Annotated in this window: 14 protein-coding genes; 10 read left to right on the top strand and 4 right to left on the bottom strand. The window is 66.2% G+C overall.

Annotation, left to right across the window (positions count from 1 at the left end):
• Positions 1-65: 65 nt before the first annotated feature.
• From RMR04_RS09965 to rpsD, 3 genes are all read left to right on the top strand, one after another.
• A complete protein-coding gene (locus RMR04_RS09965; RefSeq protein ID WP_311914478.1) occupies positions 66-1,343 on the top strand; it encodes a flavin monoamine oxidase family protein in 1,278 nt (425 codons plus the stop codon).
• A 172-nt stretch (positions 1,344-1,515) separates the two neighbouring features.
• Positions 1,516-2,385: a glutamate racemase gene (gene murI / locus RMR04_RS09960; RefSeq protein WP_311914477.1), complete on the top strand. Its 870-nt coding sequence runs from the start codon at positions 1,516-1,518 to the stop codon at positions 2,383-2,385.
• 216 nt (positions 2,386-2,601) lie between these two features.
• Positions 2,602-3,219, top strand: a complete 618-nt coding sequence (gene rpsD / locus RMR04_RS09955; protein ID WP_310156716.1) for a 30S ribosomal protein S4 — start codon at positions 2,602-2,604, stop codon at positions 3,217-3,219.
• Positions 3,220-3,341: 122 nt separating this feature from the next.
• Here the strand turns inward: rpsD and RMR04_RS09950 are convergent, their stop codons facing one another.
• The gene (locus RMR04_RS09950) at positions 3,342-4,232 is read right to left on the bottom strand and encodes a heparin lyase I family protein (protein WP_311914476.1); all 891 of its coding nucleotides are present in this window, start codon (positions 4,230-4,232) and stop codon (positions 3,342-3,344) included.
• Positions 4,233-4,441: 209 nt separating this feature from the next.
• Entirely contained in the window at positions 4,442-4,594 is a 153-nt protein-coding gene (locus RMR04_RS09945; protein WP_311914474.1) for a hypothetical protein, read from the bottom strand.
• Between the two features lie 191 nt (positions 4,595-4,785).
• Here RMR04_RS09945 and RMR04_RS09940 point away from each other — a divergent pair, with 191 nt between their 5' ends.
• Positions 4,786-5,025, top strand: a complete 240-nt coding sequence (locus tag RMR04_RS09940; RefSeq protein WP_410492224.1) for a hypothetical protein — start codon at positions 4,786-4,788, stop codon at positions 5,023-5,025.
• A gap of 39 nt (positions 5,026-5,064) precedes the next feature.
• Here RMR04_RS09940 and RMR04_RS09935 read toward each other — a convergent pair whose 3' ends face one another.
• Positions 5,065-5,781: an MgtC/SapB family protein gene (locus RMR04_RS09935; protein ID WP_311914472.1), complete on the bottom strand. Its 717-nt coding sequence runs from the start codon at positions 5,779-5,781 to the stop codon at positions 5,065-5,067.
• A gap of 158 nt (positions 5,782-5,939) precedes the next feature.
• Positions 5,940-6,566 (bottom strand): Spy/CpxP family protein refolding chaperone, encoded by a 627-nt coding sequence (locus RMR04_RS09930; RefSeq protein ID WP_311914471.1) that lies wholly within the window; start codon positions 6,564-6,566, stop codon positions 5,940-5,942.
• Between the two features lie 301 nt (positions 6,567-6,867).
• Here RMR04_RS09930 and RMR04_RS09925 point away from each other — a divergent pair, with 301 nt between their 5' ends.
• The 6 genes from RMR04_RS09925 (at position 6,868) to RMR04_RS09900 (ending at position 12,770) form a co-directional block, all read left to right on the top strand.
• Positions 6,868-7,872 (top strand): P1 family peptidase, encoded by a 1,005-nt coding sequence (locus tag RMR04_RS09925; RefSeq protein WP_311915788.1) that lies wholly within the window; start codon positions 6,868-6,870, stop codon positions 7,870-7,872.
• A gap of 36 nt (positions 7,873-7,908) precedes the next feature.
• On the top strand, positions 7,909-8,274 hold the full coding sequence (locus RMR04_RS09920; RefSeq protein ID WP_311914469.1) for a VOC family protein: 366 nt from the start codon (positions 7,909-7,911) through the stop codon (positions 8,272-8,274).
• A 181-nt stretch (positions 8,275-8,455) separates the two neighbouring features.
• Positions 8,456-8,770 (top strand): hypothetical protein, encoded by a 315-nt coding sequence (locus RMR04_RS09915; RefSeq protein WP_311914468.1) that lies wholly within the window; start codon positions 8,456-8,458, stop codon positions 8,768-8,770.
• Positions 8,767-10,227 carry a methyl-accepting chemotaxis protein gene (locus RMR04_RS09910; protein ID WP_311914467.1) on the top strand — a complete coding sequence of 487 codons (1,461 nt, stop codon included), beginning with the start codon at positions 8,767-8,769 and terminating at the stop codon, positions 10,225-10,227. Before RMR04_RS09915 ends, RMR04_RS09910 begins: the two co-directional genes overlap by 4 nt.
• 115 nt (positions 10,228-10,342) lie before the next feature.
• On the top strand, positions 10,343-11,131 hold the full coding sequence (locus RMR04_RS09905; RefSeq protein WP_311914466.1) for an ATP12 family chaperone protein: 789 nt from the start codon (positions 10,343-10,345) through the stop codon (positions 11,129-11,131).
• A gap of 109 nt (positions 11,132-11,240) precedes the next feature.
• Positions 11,241-12,770 carry an acyl-CoA carboxylase subunit beta gene (locus RMR04_RS09900; protein WP_311914465.1) on the top strand — a complete coding sequence of 510 codons (1,530 nt, stop codon included), beginning with the start codon at positions 11,241-11,243 and terminating at the stop codon, positions 12,768-12,770.
• Positions 12,771-12,778 lie beyond the last annotated feature (8 nt).

The following is a 12,778-nucleotide window of genomic DNA, read 5'->3' as shown; positions in this document are numbered from 1 at the left end:
GCAGGCGCCATCCAGGGAACCCACGCATGCTCGATCGCCGGAGCCTTTTGAGCGGAGCCAGCGCCATGGCGGCCACGCTTGCCGGGACGCGACGCAGCCTCGCGGCCACCGATGTCGATGTCGTCATCATCGGCGCAGGCGCGGCCGGCATCGCCGCCGCCCATGGGCTGAAGGCGGCGGGCCGCCAGGCGATCCTGCTCGAAGCCCGCAACCGCATCGGCGGCCGCGCCTTCACGGACAGCTCGCTTGGCCCCGCCTTTGACGCCGGTGCGATGTTCATCCACTGGGCCGAGCGCAACCCATGGGTCCAGATTGCCCGCGAGCTCGGCGTCGAGACGCCGAACGAACCTCAGGGTGGCGGCTTCCGGGTCTTCGCCGACGGCAAGCCCATGCCGGAGACCGACCGCCTGAAGCGCCGCAGCGCCTTCGGGCAGATCGATCGCAGGCTGGAGACGGTCGATCTGACCAAGCGCGATCTCTCGGTCGCCGAACTGCTCGGCGATCTCGGCCCCGACATGGCCCCAATCGCCTCCTCGGGCCTGCTGCTCTCGATCGGCGAGGAATCGGAGCGCATCTCGGCGCGCGACTACCAGCGCCTCTGGGCCGGCGACGACCTCGTCGTACCCACCGGTTACGGCAATCTCGTCACGCGCCATGGCGTGGGTCTCGACATCCGCCTGAACGAACCCGTCAGCGCTATCACCTGGGACGGGCCGGGCGTCGTCGTCACAAGCCGCTCCGGCAGCTTGCGGGCGAATGCCTGCATCGTCACGGTACCGGTCGGCGTGCTGAAGGCGGGCGCGATCCGCTTCACACCCGAATTGCCGGCGGCGACACGCGACGCGCTGTCCGGCATCGGTATGGGCGCGCTGACCAAGATCGCCCTCAAGGTCGAGGGCGATCGCTTCGGCGTGACGCCGGGCATGAGCCTTCTCGAGGCCGGCTCGCCCAAGACGCTGATGAATTTCGACCTGTTCCCCGACGATCAGGACATCATCATCGGCTATTTCGGTGGTGACCATGCCCGTGAATTGGCGAAGGCCGGCACGGCCGAAGCACAGGCCCATATCACCGATCTGCTCTCGCAGATGCTTGGCGGGGATGTCCGCAAGGCGGTCAAGGCCTGCTCCTTCCCCGCCTGGTGGACCGACCCGTTCTCGCTCGGCTCCTATTCGGTCTGCCTGCCCGGCCGGGAGACGGCGCGCGACGCGTTGGCCCAGCCGATCGGCGGACGCATCTTCATCGCAGGCGAGGCAACCGCCGGCGGCGGCGCGATGACGGTCGGCGGAGCGACGCTAGCCGGGCGGGCGGCGGCAGCGGCGGTCGCGCGGCTGAAGGCGTGAACCAAGGGGCCGGCCTCCAACAGCCAGAATCGCCCAAATCCGAGACAGTTTCGAAAGCGCCCCTTAACCCTTTCGCAACCCGCCTCTGGCGCAATCCTGGCCCGGTTCTCTTTCGGCAAGCCACCTCCCTTTACGATAAGCCAGCTCTCTTTTTTACGATAAGCGTCGCGTCATGCAGGTCGATCTTTTAGCCGGAACGGCCTATGGCACGGCAGCGATGCCGCTGCGCCAACCCACCATCCTGGTTTTCGATTCCGGTCTGGGCGGACTCACCGTCCTGGCTGAGATGACGCGCGCGCGTTCCGATGCCCGCATCGTCTATGCCGCCGACGATGCCGGCTTTCCCTATGGCCGCCTCGACGAGGCGGCGCTGGTCGAGCGCGTGCTGAGCGTGATGGAGCGGCTGGTCGAGCGCTGCCATCCCGATCTTGTCGTCATCGCCTGCAACACCGCCTCGACCTTGGTGCTGCCCGCCTTGCGGGCGCGTTTCAGCATCCCCTTCGTCGGCACGGTTCCGGCGATCAAGCCGGCCGCCGAGCTGACACGGAGCCGCCTGATCTCGGTGCTGGCGACGCCCGGCACGGTCGCCCGCGACTACACCCGTGACCTGATCGCAACCTATGCCGGGGCCTGCCAGGTCACGCTGGTCGGCGCGACGCGGCTTGCCGGCCTCGCCGAAGCGGCGCTCAAGGGCGAGGCCATCGACGACGCAGCGATCCTGGCCGAGATCGCGCCCTGCTTCGTCGCCAGCGACGGCGCCCGCACCGATGTGGTCACGCTGTCCTGTACCCATTACCCCTTGCTGATCGAGCGGATGCGGCGGCTCGCTCCCTGGCCAGTGAACTGGATCGACCCGGCCCCGGCGGTCGCCCGGCGTGTCACCCAGCTCCTCGGATCGGCCATGCCCCGGCTCGCGGATGCTGTCGGTGAAGCGCCCGCGATCTTCACCAGCGGCGCCGGCATCAGCGGCCCGCTGCGCATCGCCTTGGCCGGCTACGGGCTGACGCAGATCACCATCGAGCCGATGCCGCTTGCGAATTGACGCAGCATCATAGTCGGGTCGCTTGAGCCGAAAATGACGCTCCCGGTTTGACAAACCCGCTCCCGCATGGTTCTAAGCCGGCGTCGCGCGGGCCCAAAAGGCCCGCGTGGCTTTTTCCGCACCCGTGATCCGCTCTCAGGAGCCGGATCTGTCGCCCCGGAGATGGGGAGCAGGAGGGCGCGGTCCTCACTCGCGAACCTAGAGGACACGCGAAACATGACCAAGCGCCACGAGGCGAAGTACAAGATTGACCGCCGTCTCGGTCAGAACATCTGGGGCCGCCCGAAATCCCCGGTCAACCGCCGCGAATACGGCCCCGGCCAGCACGGCCAGCGCCGCAAGGGCAAGCCTTCCGATTTCGGCACGCAGCTGCGCGCCAAGCAGAAGCTCAAGGGCTATTACGGCTCGATCTCCGAGAAGCAGTTCCGTCGCTACTACGCCGAGGCGATCCGCCTCAAGGGCGATTCGGGCGAGAACCTGGTCGGCCTGCTCGAGCGCCGCCTGGACGCCGTGATCTACCGCGCCAAGTTCGTGGCGACGGTCTTCGCCGCCCGCCAGTTCGTCAACCACGGCCATGTCACGGTCAACGGCAAGCGCGTCAACATCGCGTCCTACCAGGTCAAGCCGGGTGACGTGATCGCGGTCAAGGAGAGCTCGCGCCAGCTCGCCATCGTGATCGAAGCCGCCGCTCTCGCCGAACGCGACGTGCCCGACTACATCGAGGCCGACCACAACAAGTCGACCGCCACCTTCACCCGCACGCCGACCCTGACGGACGTGCCCTATGCGGTGCAGATGGAACCGAACCTGGTCATCGAGTTCTACTCGCGCTGATTTCAGTTTCGCAGAGCCGGGCCGCAAGCGCCTGGCAAAATTCACGAAAGGGCGGCTCGCAAGAGCCGCCCTTTTTTGTATTTTGTCCCCGAGCCAGCGAAGCGCGGCGCCAGCGATCCAGCCTATCGTGGAAGCGCCGGGTCGATGCCGGCCCAGGCGGGATGCCCGGCCGGGCTCTCGTCCCAGAACAGAATGTCGTCGAACAGGATCGTCTGGGCTGTCTCGGGCAGCGCATCCCGATAGATGCCGAAGCGCGGTTGCGTATCGATCACCGGCGTGCCCTGCCGCTTCACGCCGTAGCGCGGATAGCCGAGAAGGCCGCGATAGACCGGGCAGGCGCGCCCGTCGAACCAGAGCCGCAGCAGGCTGTCGCCCTCCGCCCGGCCCGGCCTGATCAGCACATTGACACGATGCCAGCGCCCCGTCTCGACCGGCCAGTCGCCGCAGAAGCGTTGCTGGCCGACGCTGTCGCCGCAGCCTTGCGTGCCCGCGACCTTGGCCCGGAACACCGGTGTCGCTCCATCCGAATCGACCTCGATCTTGAAGAGCGGATTGGCCGCGTCGCAGGTCTCCTCGCCGCCCCTGCCCTTCTCGTAACGCGGATCGATGTTCTGCTTGATCTGCTGAATGACCGTCCGGTTCTTGTGCGATGGCCAGTCGCCATCGATCCGGAAGCTGAAGCTGTACCAGGTCGCGGCATCGAAACGCACGACTTCATGGCGGAGTTGGACCTCGGCCCGCTCCGTCGGGACCGAACCGGGATTGGGATCATAGCCGTCTCCCGGCTTGACCGTGATGCCCAGCGCATGCTGGCCACCAGCCGTCTCGACACAGCGGATGCGACTGGAATGCACGACGCTGTCGAGCTGCGAGGAGATGCGCCAATCCTGGCCGGAGATGCAGGATGTCTCGAAATCAGCGGCGAAGACCGGCCGTGCCCCGTCCGCGCGCGCGATCACGGGCCAGAGCGGGATCGCAAGCACCAACACCATCGAACGAAGCAGAGCGCGCACCGCACCACCTTCGCAAAAGCCGACCGAGAGCATTGCACGAAAAAGTGGATACCGGTTTTTCGCAAGAGCAATGCTCTCAACTCTTGGAATAGATCACGTCGCATTCGAACGGAAACGTCCGAATGCGACGTGATCTAGCGATACACTGGATCGATCGCCCTGGCCGCGCAACACCCTGGGGACCAAGGCCGCGCAGAATTCAGGCGGGCTCACAGATGCGAGCCGGCCTCGTCGCGAAAGCAATAGCAGCCGACGCAGAGGCAGCCGATCAGGATCGAGATCGCATAAGGCCCCAAGAGGCACAAAACGAAGACCGAGCCGATGAAGCTCCGCATCCCCCATGTCAACCATGTCGCCCTCATGGTCACCTCCTCGCAGTGGATTTACTGCCGAAACGTAAATGCAAAGCGATGAATTCAACTTAAACAAGTATGGTGAATCGCAGACCCGCCGATTTTACCTGTTGTCAGCGATGTTCGCCTTCCCCTCGGCTGACAGTGCCGCATAATTTTACCAGGCCTTGTCGGCCCTGATTCGGGAAAGGATGACCATGATGAAGACGCTGCTCGCCGCCCTCGCCTTAACCTGTCTCTCCAGCCTTGCCCATGCGCAAAGCTGCGCGGTCCAGGCCGGAGACAAGAAACTCAACGGCGCTGCCAAGACCAGCTTCCTGACGAAATGCGAGAAGGATGCCGGCGCGGCTTGCGACAAGCAGGCGGCGGACAAGAAGCTCGCCGGCGCGGCCAAGACCAGCTTCACCAAAAAATGCGTCTCGGACGCCGCTGGCACCTGAAATCATCCGGCTCCCATCAAAAAGTGAGAGCAGGATGCGTCAGTCCGCCGTGCTGCTCTCCCAGGTGGCGTGCTTGACGGCGGGCAGCAGCGCGAGGCGCTCGACCACATTGTCGAGTTCCTTGCGGTCGACCGCCGTGCTGATCAGCTTGGCAATCACCTCGACCGCATCCTCGCCGCGCTCGGTCGTCGTGATGTCGCTGACCGGGTATTGCGCCGCCTCGAGGTGCTCGACCAGCGCTTCGCGGACCACGGCCAAGGAGAGCGGATCGGTGGTCACGACGACCTCATAGGTCGCCTCCGAGCTCTGCTCGTTCAGCGGAATCCGGTTGATGGCGTTGACCAGCGGCCGCAGCAGCGTATTTCCTGCGATGACGAAGACCGTGATCAGGGCTGCTTCGGCAACCATGTCGGCTCCGGCGCAGGCACCGACCGCAGCCGAACACCAGAGCGTGGCGGCCGTATTGAGGCCGCGCACATTCATGCCTTCCTTCATGATGACGCCAGCGCCGAGGAAACCGATGCCGGAGACGACATAGGCGATGACCCGGATCGCCCCCGACGCGCCGTCGAGACGCATGGCGAGATCGACGAAGGCCGCCGCCCCCAGCGCAACGAGCGCCGTCGTTCGCAAACCCGCGGTGCGCTGGCGGTACTGGCGCTCGGCGCCGATCAGGACGCCGAGAACGAACGCCGCGATGAGGCTGACGACCGTATCGAGGAACGGCAGCAGCTCGAAAGTCTGGATGAAGCGCAAGCCTGGTGCCTCCCGCACAGGTTCGCGCGTTCAATTGCATTGCAGCCCACGGCCGGCAAGAGCTGGCCGTGGGCCGTCAGGGCAAGTCACTGGCGGCAAGTCGCTGGCGAGGCAAGTCTCCGGAGCGGCAAGTCTCCGGAGAGAACCGACGCGTCGCCTCAGCCGCGACGCTCGCGCCAATCGTCCCGCCCACGGCGCGGACCACGGTCGTCATCGTCACGGCCACCACCGCGGCGCTCCTCGAAACGCTCGCGCATGCGCTGCATCATGCCGCGTCCCTCGGCCATCGCTTCACGTACGGCGCGACGGACGACCGTCTTCTGCTCGTCGCTGAGCGTCGTCCAGAGCGGGCGGACAGCGTCGGCGAGTTCCTTGGTCCGCGCGGCGCGCTCGGCCTGGCGGCCCGATGTCATGTCGAGTCGCTCCATGATGTCGGCGTGACGGAAGGTCTCGCGCTGCTCGCGCAGCGCCGCCCAGCCCTCGCGGCGCTTCTCGGCGCCCTTCTTGATGACGTTCTCGACAGTGTCGAACAACGGCACTTGCTCGGGCTTGAGCTTCATGTCGGCGCGCAGCTTGGTCAGGCGCTCGGTCAGGCGGGCCTGCATGCGCTCGGCCCGCTGCTCGCGGGATTCACCGCGCCGGTCGTCACGCGAATCGCTCCGCTCCTGCTGGGAGCGATCGCGATCGGAACCACCGGCCGGCGGCAGCGGCTGCGGCTGGGCCAGCGCAAGCGAGGCCGTGATGGCGGCAGCTGCCGAAGCTGCGATCAGGGCAATGCGTTTCATCTTGATCTCCCATGACACGAAACGAATATCTGGCACGAAACGAATATCGGGTCGCTGAGCGGGTCTCGAAGCCGGTTCACGATGGTCGCAAGGTGAGGCCGCGGGCGTGACCCGGCGATGGCGCAAGCATGAAAAGATCGTAATGTGGGCAGGCCCGGCACGGAAGTCTCGTTCCCCGACGAGAGCATTCTCAAGTGAAGTGGACGCCGGATCGCGTGAAGAAAATGCGTTAAAACAATGACATAGAGTAATTTTCAATCCGTTTGGATCGAAAGTTACTCCAGCCTGAAGTCTGACCTTGATGCGCAATCTCATCACCGATGTTCGCGGCGTCCTCGTCGGCAACGCGCAGGACCCTCAGGCTGCGACCGGCGTCACCGTCGCTCTGTTCGAGCGCCCCAGCATAGCCTCGATCGCTGTGCTCGGCGGTGCGCCCGGCACGCGCGACACTGCGCTGCTGGAGCCGGAGATGACGGCGGAGCATATCGACGCGATCGTGCTCTCGGGCGGCTCTGCCTGGGGGCTGGCCGCAGCCGATGGCGTGATGGCGGGGCTCGCCGCAAGACAGCGCGGCTTTCAGATCGGCAGCCTGCGCGTGCCGCTCGTACCGCAAGCGATCCTGTTCGATCTGCTCAATGGCGGCGAGAAGCCCTGGGCCAGGGACGGCGCGAGCGAGCCGCCCTACCGCGCACTCGGACGCGCCGCGTTCGATGCGGCGGCAGGCGATTTCGCGCTCGGCACTGCTGGCGCGGGCTATGGCGCCAGCACCGTCAACCTCAAGGGCGGCCTTGGCTCCGCCAGCGCGCGGGCGGCGACAGGACAGATCGTCGGGGCGCTGGTTGCCGTCAATGCGGTCGGCACGGCAACGATCGGCAAGGGGCCACATTTCTGGGCCGCACCCTACGAGCAGGGCCAAGAATTCGCCGGACTCGGCTGGCCCGCCGCGATCTCCTCCGCCGACAGCGCGATCCGGTTCAAGGGCGGCCCCGGCCAGAACACCACGATCGCGCTGGTCGCGACCGACGCCGTCTTGACCAAGGCCCAGGCCAAGCGGCTGGCGCTCGCAGCCCATGACGGCCTTGCCCGCGCCCTGAGGCCAGCCCATGGCGCGCTCGACGGCGATATCGTCTTCGCGGCGGCCACCGGCCATGCCGGCGCTCCGTCCGACGCCTTTGCGCTGACCGAGCTTTGCGCCGTGGCCGCAGACGTGCTGGCGCGTGCCGTCGCGCGTGGCGTCCATGCCGCGACCGCCCTGCCCTTTCCCGGCGCAAAGCCGGCCTGGCGCGACCTGTTCGGGAGCCGATAACTCAAGCAGCACGCCTGCAACCTCGAGGAGATACCAATGGCCAGCATCAGATACCTTGTGAACGACGTCGATGAAGCCGTCGCGTTCTACAGGGACAAGCTGTCTTTCGTACTGAAGCAGCAGTTCGGCCCGGCCATGGCGATCCTGGAGAGCGAAGGGCTGACCTTGTGGCTCGCCGGTCCACTCGCATCCGCCTCCAGACCAATGCCGGACGGCCGCAAACCCGAGCCCGGCGGCTGGAACCGCTTCGTCCTGGAAGTTACCGATCTGCCAGCCCTGGTCGAAGCGCTGCGCGCCCAGGGCGTGCCGTTCCGCAACGCTATCGTCGAAGGTCCAGGCGGCCGCCAGATCCTGTGCGAGGACCCATCTGGCAATGTGATCGAGCTTTTCCAGCGTGCCTGAGCGGCGGCGCGGCGCGATCGGCCTCGCGCGCCCCCAAAAGACTGTATTTATTTTCATATATGCGCGACGGATTTACGTCTTAGAAAGTCAGAGAACCACACAATTCAATCACTGGTTGTAATTCGCCGTTTGGTTGATCGCCTCGCGCCAGTGGCACGCAACCGTCGGGAAAGGCTGTGGTATGCGTGAGATCGCCTTCGGCGCCGTCTTCAGCCTCCTCATCGCGATCGGAGCCTTTCTCATCGCCGCCTGGCCCGTGCCGGGCCGCCCGGTCGCGGCCTATTTCCGGTCGGGCACATCGGCCGCGCAAGTCGCGGACGCCGTCGCCCAGGCCGGCGGCAACCTGCTGCAGTTCGGTGCTACGCCTGCCCTCGTCATCAGCCTCAGCGACCGGCCCGACTACGCTACCCAGCTCTACCAATCCGGCGCCTGGCTGGTGATCGACGGCGAACTGGCGCGCCTGTGCGCGGGCGGGTCCTGGCAGGCCCAGACATGACGGATGTGGAGCGGTTCAGGGCGCGTTTCGCCTATGTGATCATCGCCGTGCTCTGGAGCAACACCGTGCTGCTGGCGCTTGCGAGCAAGTTGGGGCGAGCCAGCAATCCCGATCAGATCGTGGCTGCCGGCATCGCGCTCGCGGCGATCACGACACTGGTCTGGTGGGCCTGCGGCACCAACTGGATAACCCGGCAGGTCAGCTCGATCACGTCGCTCGGCCAGGTCATGCTGCTGGTCTACACCTTCGCGGGGCATCCCTATCAGTCCGACATGCACATGTATTTCTTCGCCATCTTGGCGGTGCTCGCGGGCTGGCTCGACTGGCGGATTTTTGTCCCCGCCTCGCTTGCTGTCGCGGCCCATCATGCCGTGCTGAGCATCGTCTATCCGCTCGGTGTCTTTCCCAACGGCAATAGTTTCGACCGCGTCCTGCTGCACGCCGTCATCGTCGTCGTGCAGGCGCTGGCGCTGAGCTGGACGGTATCCTCCCTCAGGGTCGCCCTGGCGACCTCGGAGACGGAAAAGCAGGAGGCGACCACAGCCAGGCGCGCGGCCGAGGATGCCCGCTATGAGGCCGCCGCCACGACCCAGAAGGCCGCCCAGGAGCGCAAGACGATGCTCTATGCGGTCGCCGAGGATTTCGAGCACAAGATCGCCGGCATCGCCAAGGACGTGATCGCCTCGGTCAGGACCTTGCGCACGGCTTCGCAGCAGATGCAGGCCGGCGCCTCCGAGGTGGCGGAGCGGGCCGGCGCCGCCTTTCTGTCCTCGCACCACACCTCGTCCAATGTCGTCGCCATCACAAACGCCACCGCCGAGCTCGCGACCTCCTTCGGCGAAATCGACAAGCAGGTCGGCGAGACCACCCGCATTGTCGGCGCGACGACCTCCACGGCCAAGACTGTGCTCGCCACGGTCAACCATCTCTCGACCAAGGCAGAGGATATCGGCAACATCGCCGGGATGATCTCGACGATCGCGGAGCATACCAATCTGCTCGCGCTCAACGCCGCGATCGAAGCCGCGCGCTTCGGTCGGTCCGGCGGTGGCTTCACGGTCGTCGCCCAGGAGATCAAGACGCTCGCGAACCAGACCTCGCGGGCGACCGAGGAGATCCAGGGCCAGATCGAAGCGATCCGTAGCTCGAGCGAGGACGCCATCCGCGCCATCGATGCCATGAACGCGACGATCGGCTCGCTGAACGAGGTCTCGGCCGCCGTCGCAACCGTGGTGGAGCAGCAGAGCGCAGCGACCGCCGGGATCGCCAGCAACATCCAGGTCGCGGCCAAGGAAACCGTATCGGCCTCCGGCAATATCGAGATCGTCAGCCGCATTGCAACCGAGACCGGCGACGCCGCCGCCTTCGTCGCCAAATCGGCCGACAGGCTGGACCGGCAATCGGCCGATCTCGACCTCGAGGTCGCGCAGTTCCTGGACCGCATCCGCGAGGCCTGAGCAACGGCGCGAAGAGCGATTTTCGCGGCTCAGAAAATGCGCTCTCATCTAAGAGTGAGAGAAGGATGCGAAAAACCGGTTTCCACTTTTTCGCATCCTGCTCTATGGGGCTGTCATGTCGACAGATGCCTTCCTTGCGCGTTTCGGCGCGCCCGGCGCAAGCCAGCCCGACCCCGTTGCCGCCGCGCAGTCCGCGATGCGCAACGCCCTGCCCCGCCGCTTCTACGAGGCGGCGGCGGTGCTGGAGCGTGACGGGCTGTTCCATGTCGCGCTCGACGGCAAGACGGCGCGCACCCCGGCGCGCAACCCGCTGGCAGTGACCTCCCGCCCTGCCGCCGAGGCGCTGGCTACCGAATGGCAGGCGCAGCTGGAGAAGATCGACCCCGCTCGCATGCCGTTGACGCGATTGGTCAATTCTGCGCTCGACGGCGTCGCCGACCAGCGCGAGGCCGTGCGCGCCGAGATCGTGCGCTATGCCGGCAGCGATGCGCTCTGCTACCGTGCGGCCGAGCCCGACACGCTGGTCGAACGCCAGAACGCGATCTGGAATCCGATCATCGCCGCGGTCGAGGCGGCGATCGGCGCCCGCTTCGAGCTGACTGAGGGCGTGATGTTCGCCGCCCAGCCCGCCGGCACGCTGGAGGCCGTCGCCGCCCGCATCGCCGCGATCCCGGCGCCGCTCGCGCTCGCGGGCGCGCACAACGTCATGACGCTGACCGGCTCGACCATCCTGATGCTGGCGCTCGCCGACGGACAGCTCAGTCCCGATGCGGTCTGGAACGCCGCCCATCTCGACGAGGATTACCAGATCGCGATCTGGGGCCAGGACGAGGACGCAGCCGAACGCCGCGTCATCCGCCGCAAGGAATTCGACGCGGCGTCGCTGTTGCTGATGCAGGGCTGAGAGCCTGATCGCACCCGGCCTTGCACCAAAGCGGCAGGCGCCCCCGATGGACAGCCCGGCCTTCCGCCCTTAAGCCGGATAGGAACTTGGCTCGGCTCGCGGGGGCTCCATGAAAGACATTCTCGAACAGCTCGAAGACCGTCGCGACGGCGCCCGCAAGGGCGGCGGTGAGCGCCGGATCGAAGCGCAGCACAAGCGTGGCAAGCTGACCGCTCGCGAGCGCATCGAACTCCTGCTCGACCGCGACTCCTTCGAGGAGTTCGACATGTTCGTGCAGCATCGCTGCGTCGATTTCGGCATGGAGAAGGGCGAGAAGATCCCCGGCGACGGCGTCGTCACCGGCTGGGGCACGGTCAATGGCCGCACCGTCTTCGTCTTCTCCAAGGACTTCACCGTCTTCGGCGGCTCGCTGTCGGAGACCCACGCCCAGAAGATCACCAAGATCCAGGACATGGCGCTGAAGATGCGCGCGCCGATCGTCGGCCTGTTCGATGCCGGCGGCGCCCGCATCCAGGAGGGCGTTGCGGCGCTCGGCGGCTATGGCGAGGTCTTCAAGCGCAATGTCGCGGCCTCGGGCGTGATCCCGCAGATCTCCGTGATCATGGGCCCCTGCGCCGGCGGCGACGTCTATTCGCCGGCGATGACCGACTTCATCTTCATGGTCCGCGATACCAGCTACATGTTCGTGACCGGCCCCGAGGTGGTGAAGACCGTCACCAACGAGACCGTGACCTCCGAGGAGCTCGGCGGCGCGAAAGTCCACACCACGAAATCCTCGGTCGCCGACGGCTCCTTCGAGAACGATGTCGAGGCACTGCTGCAGGTGCGCCGGCTGATCGACTTCCTGCCCGCCAACAACACCGCAGGCGTGCCGGAATGGCCCTCCTTCGACGTGCCCGACCGTGTCGATATGAGCCTGGACACGCTGGTGCCGGACAATCCGAACAAGCCCTACGACATCAAGGAACTGATCCTGAAAACGCTCGACGAGGGCGATTTCTTCGAGATCCAGGCAGCCTATGCCGGCAACATCGTCACCGGCTTCGGCCGCATCGAGGGCCGTACCGTCGGCGTCGTCGCCAACCAGCCCATGGTACTGGCCGGCGTGCTCGACTCGGACGCCTCAAGGAAGGCCGCGCGCTTCGTGCGCTATTGCGACGCCTTCGAGATCCCGATCGTGACGCTGGTCGACGTGCCGGGCTTCCTGCCGGGCACGGCGCAGGAATATGGCGGGCTGATCAAGCATGGCGCAAAGCTGCTCTACGCCTATAGCGAATGCACTGTGCCGCTGGTCACGGTGATCACCCGCAAGGCCTTCGGCGGCGCCTATGACGTGATGGCGTCAAAGCATATCGGCGCCGACGTCAACTATGCCTGGCCGACCGCGCAGATCGCGGTGATGGGCGCCAAGGGCGCGGTCGAGATCATCTTCCGTGGCGGCGACGCCGAGACCATCGCCCGCCAGACCAAGGAATACGAGGACCGCTTCATGTCGCCCTTCGTGGCGGCCGAGCGCGGCTATATCGACGAGGTCATCCTGCCGCATGGAACGCGCCGCCGCATCGCCCGCGCGCTCGCCATGCTGCGCACCAAGAGCGTCGAGCGGCCCTGGCGCAAGCACGACAATATTCCGCTGTAAGGGGCGTC

The organism is Bosea sp. 685, assembly GCF_031884435.1.
Taxonomy (GTDB): Bacteria; Pseudomonadota; Alphaproteobacteria; order Rhizobiales; family Beijerinckiaceae; genus Allobosea.
This window is presented reverse-complemented; position numbering and strand designations above follow the sequence as displayed.

Bases quoted from the DNA above. Each gene is read 5' to 3' on its own strand.
- RMR04_RS09945 (WP_311914474.1), bottom strand. From the start codon at position 4,594: ATGAGGGCGACATGGTTGACATGGGGGATGCGGAGCTTCATCGGCTCG.
- RMR04_RS09900 (WP_311914465.1), top strand. From the start codon at position 11,241: ATGAAAGACATTCTCGAACAGCTCGAAGACCGTCGCGACGGCGCCCGC.
- RMR04_RS09915 (WP_311914468.1), top strand. From the start codon at position 8,456: ATGCGTGAGATCGCCTTCGGCGCCGTCTTCAGCCTCCTCATCGCGATC.
- murI (WP_311914477.1), top strand. From the start codon at position 1,516: ATGCAGGTCGATCTTTTAGCCGGAACGGCCTATGGCACGGCAGCGATG.
- RMR04_RS09920 (WP_311914469.1), top strand. From the start codon at position 7,909: ATGGCCAGCATCAGATACCTTGTGAACGACGTCGATGAAGCCGTCGCG.
- rpsD (WP_310156716.1), top strand. From the start codon at position 2,602: ATGACCAAGCGCCACGAGGCGAAGTACAAGATTGACCGCCGTCTCGGT.
- RMR04_RS09930 (WP_311914471.1), bottom strand. From the start codon at position 6,566: ATGAAACGCATTGCCCTGATCGCAGCTTCGGCAGCTGCCGCCATCACG.
- RMR04_RS09925 (WP_311915788.1), top strand. From the start codon at position 6,868: ATGCGCAATCTCATCACCGATGTTCGCGGCGTCCTCGTCGGCAACGCG.
- RMR04_RS09940 (WP_410492224.1), top strand. From the start codon at position 4,786: ATGAAGACGCTGCTCGCCGCCCTCGCCTTAACCTGTCTCTCCAGCCTT.
- RMR04_RS09965 (WP_311914478.1), top strand. From the start codon at position 66: ATGGCGGCCACGCTTGCCGGGACGCGACGCAGCCTCGCGGCCACCGAT.
- RMR04_RS09905 (WP_311914466.1), top strand. From the start codon at position 10,343: ATGTCGACAGATGCCTTCCTTGCGCGTTTCGGCGCGCCCGGCGCAAGC.
- RMR04_RS09910 (WP_311914467.1), top strand. From the start codon at position 8,767: ATGACGGATGTGGAGCGGTTCAGGGCGCGTTTCGCCTATGTGATCATC.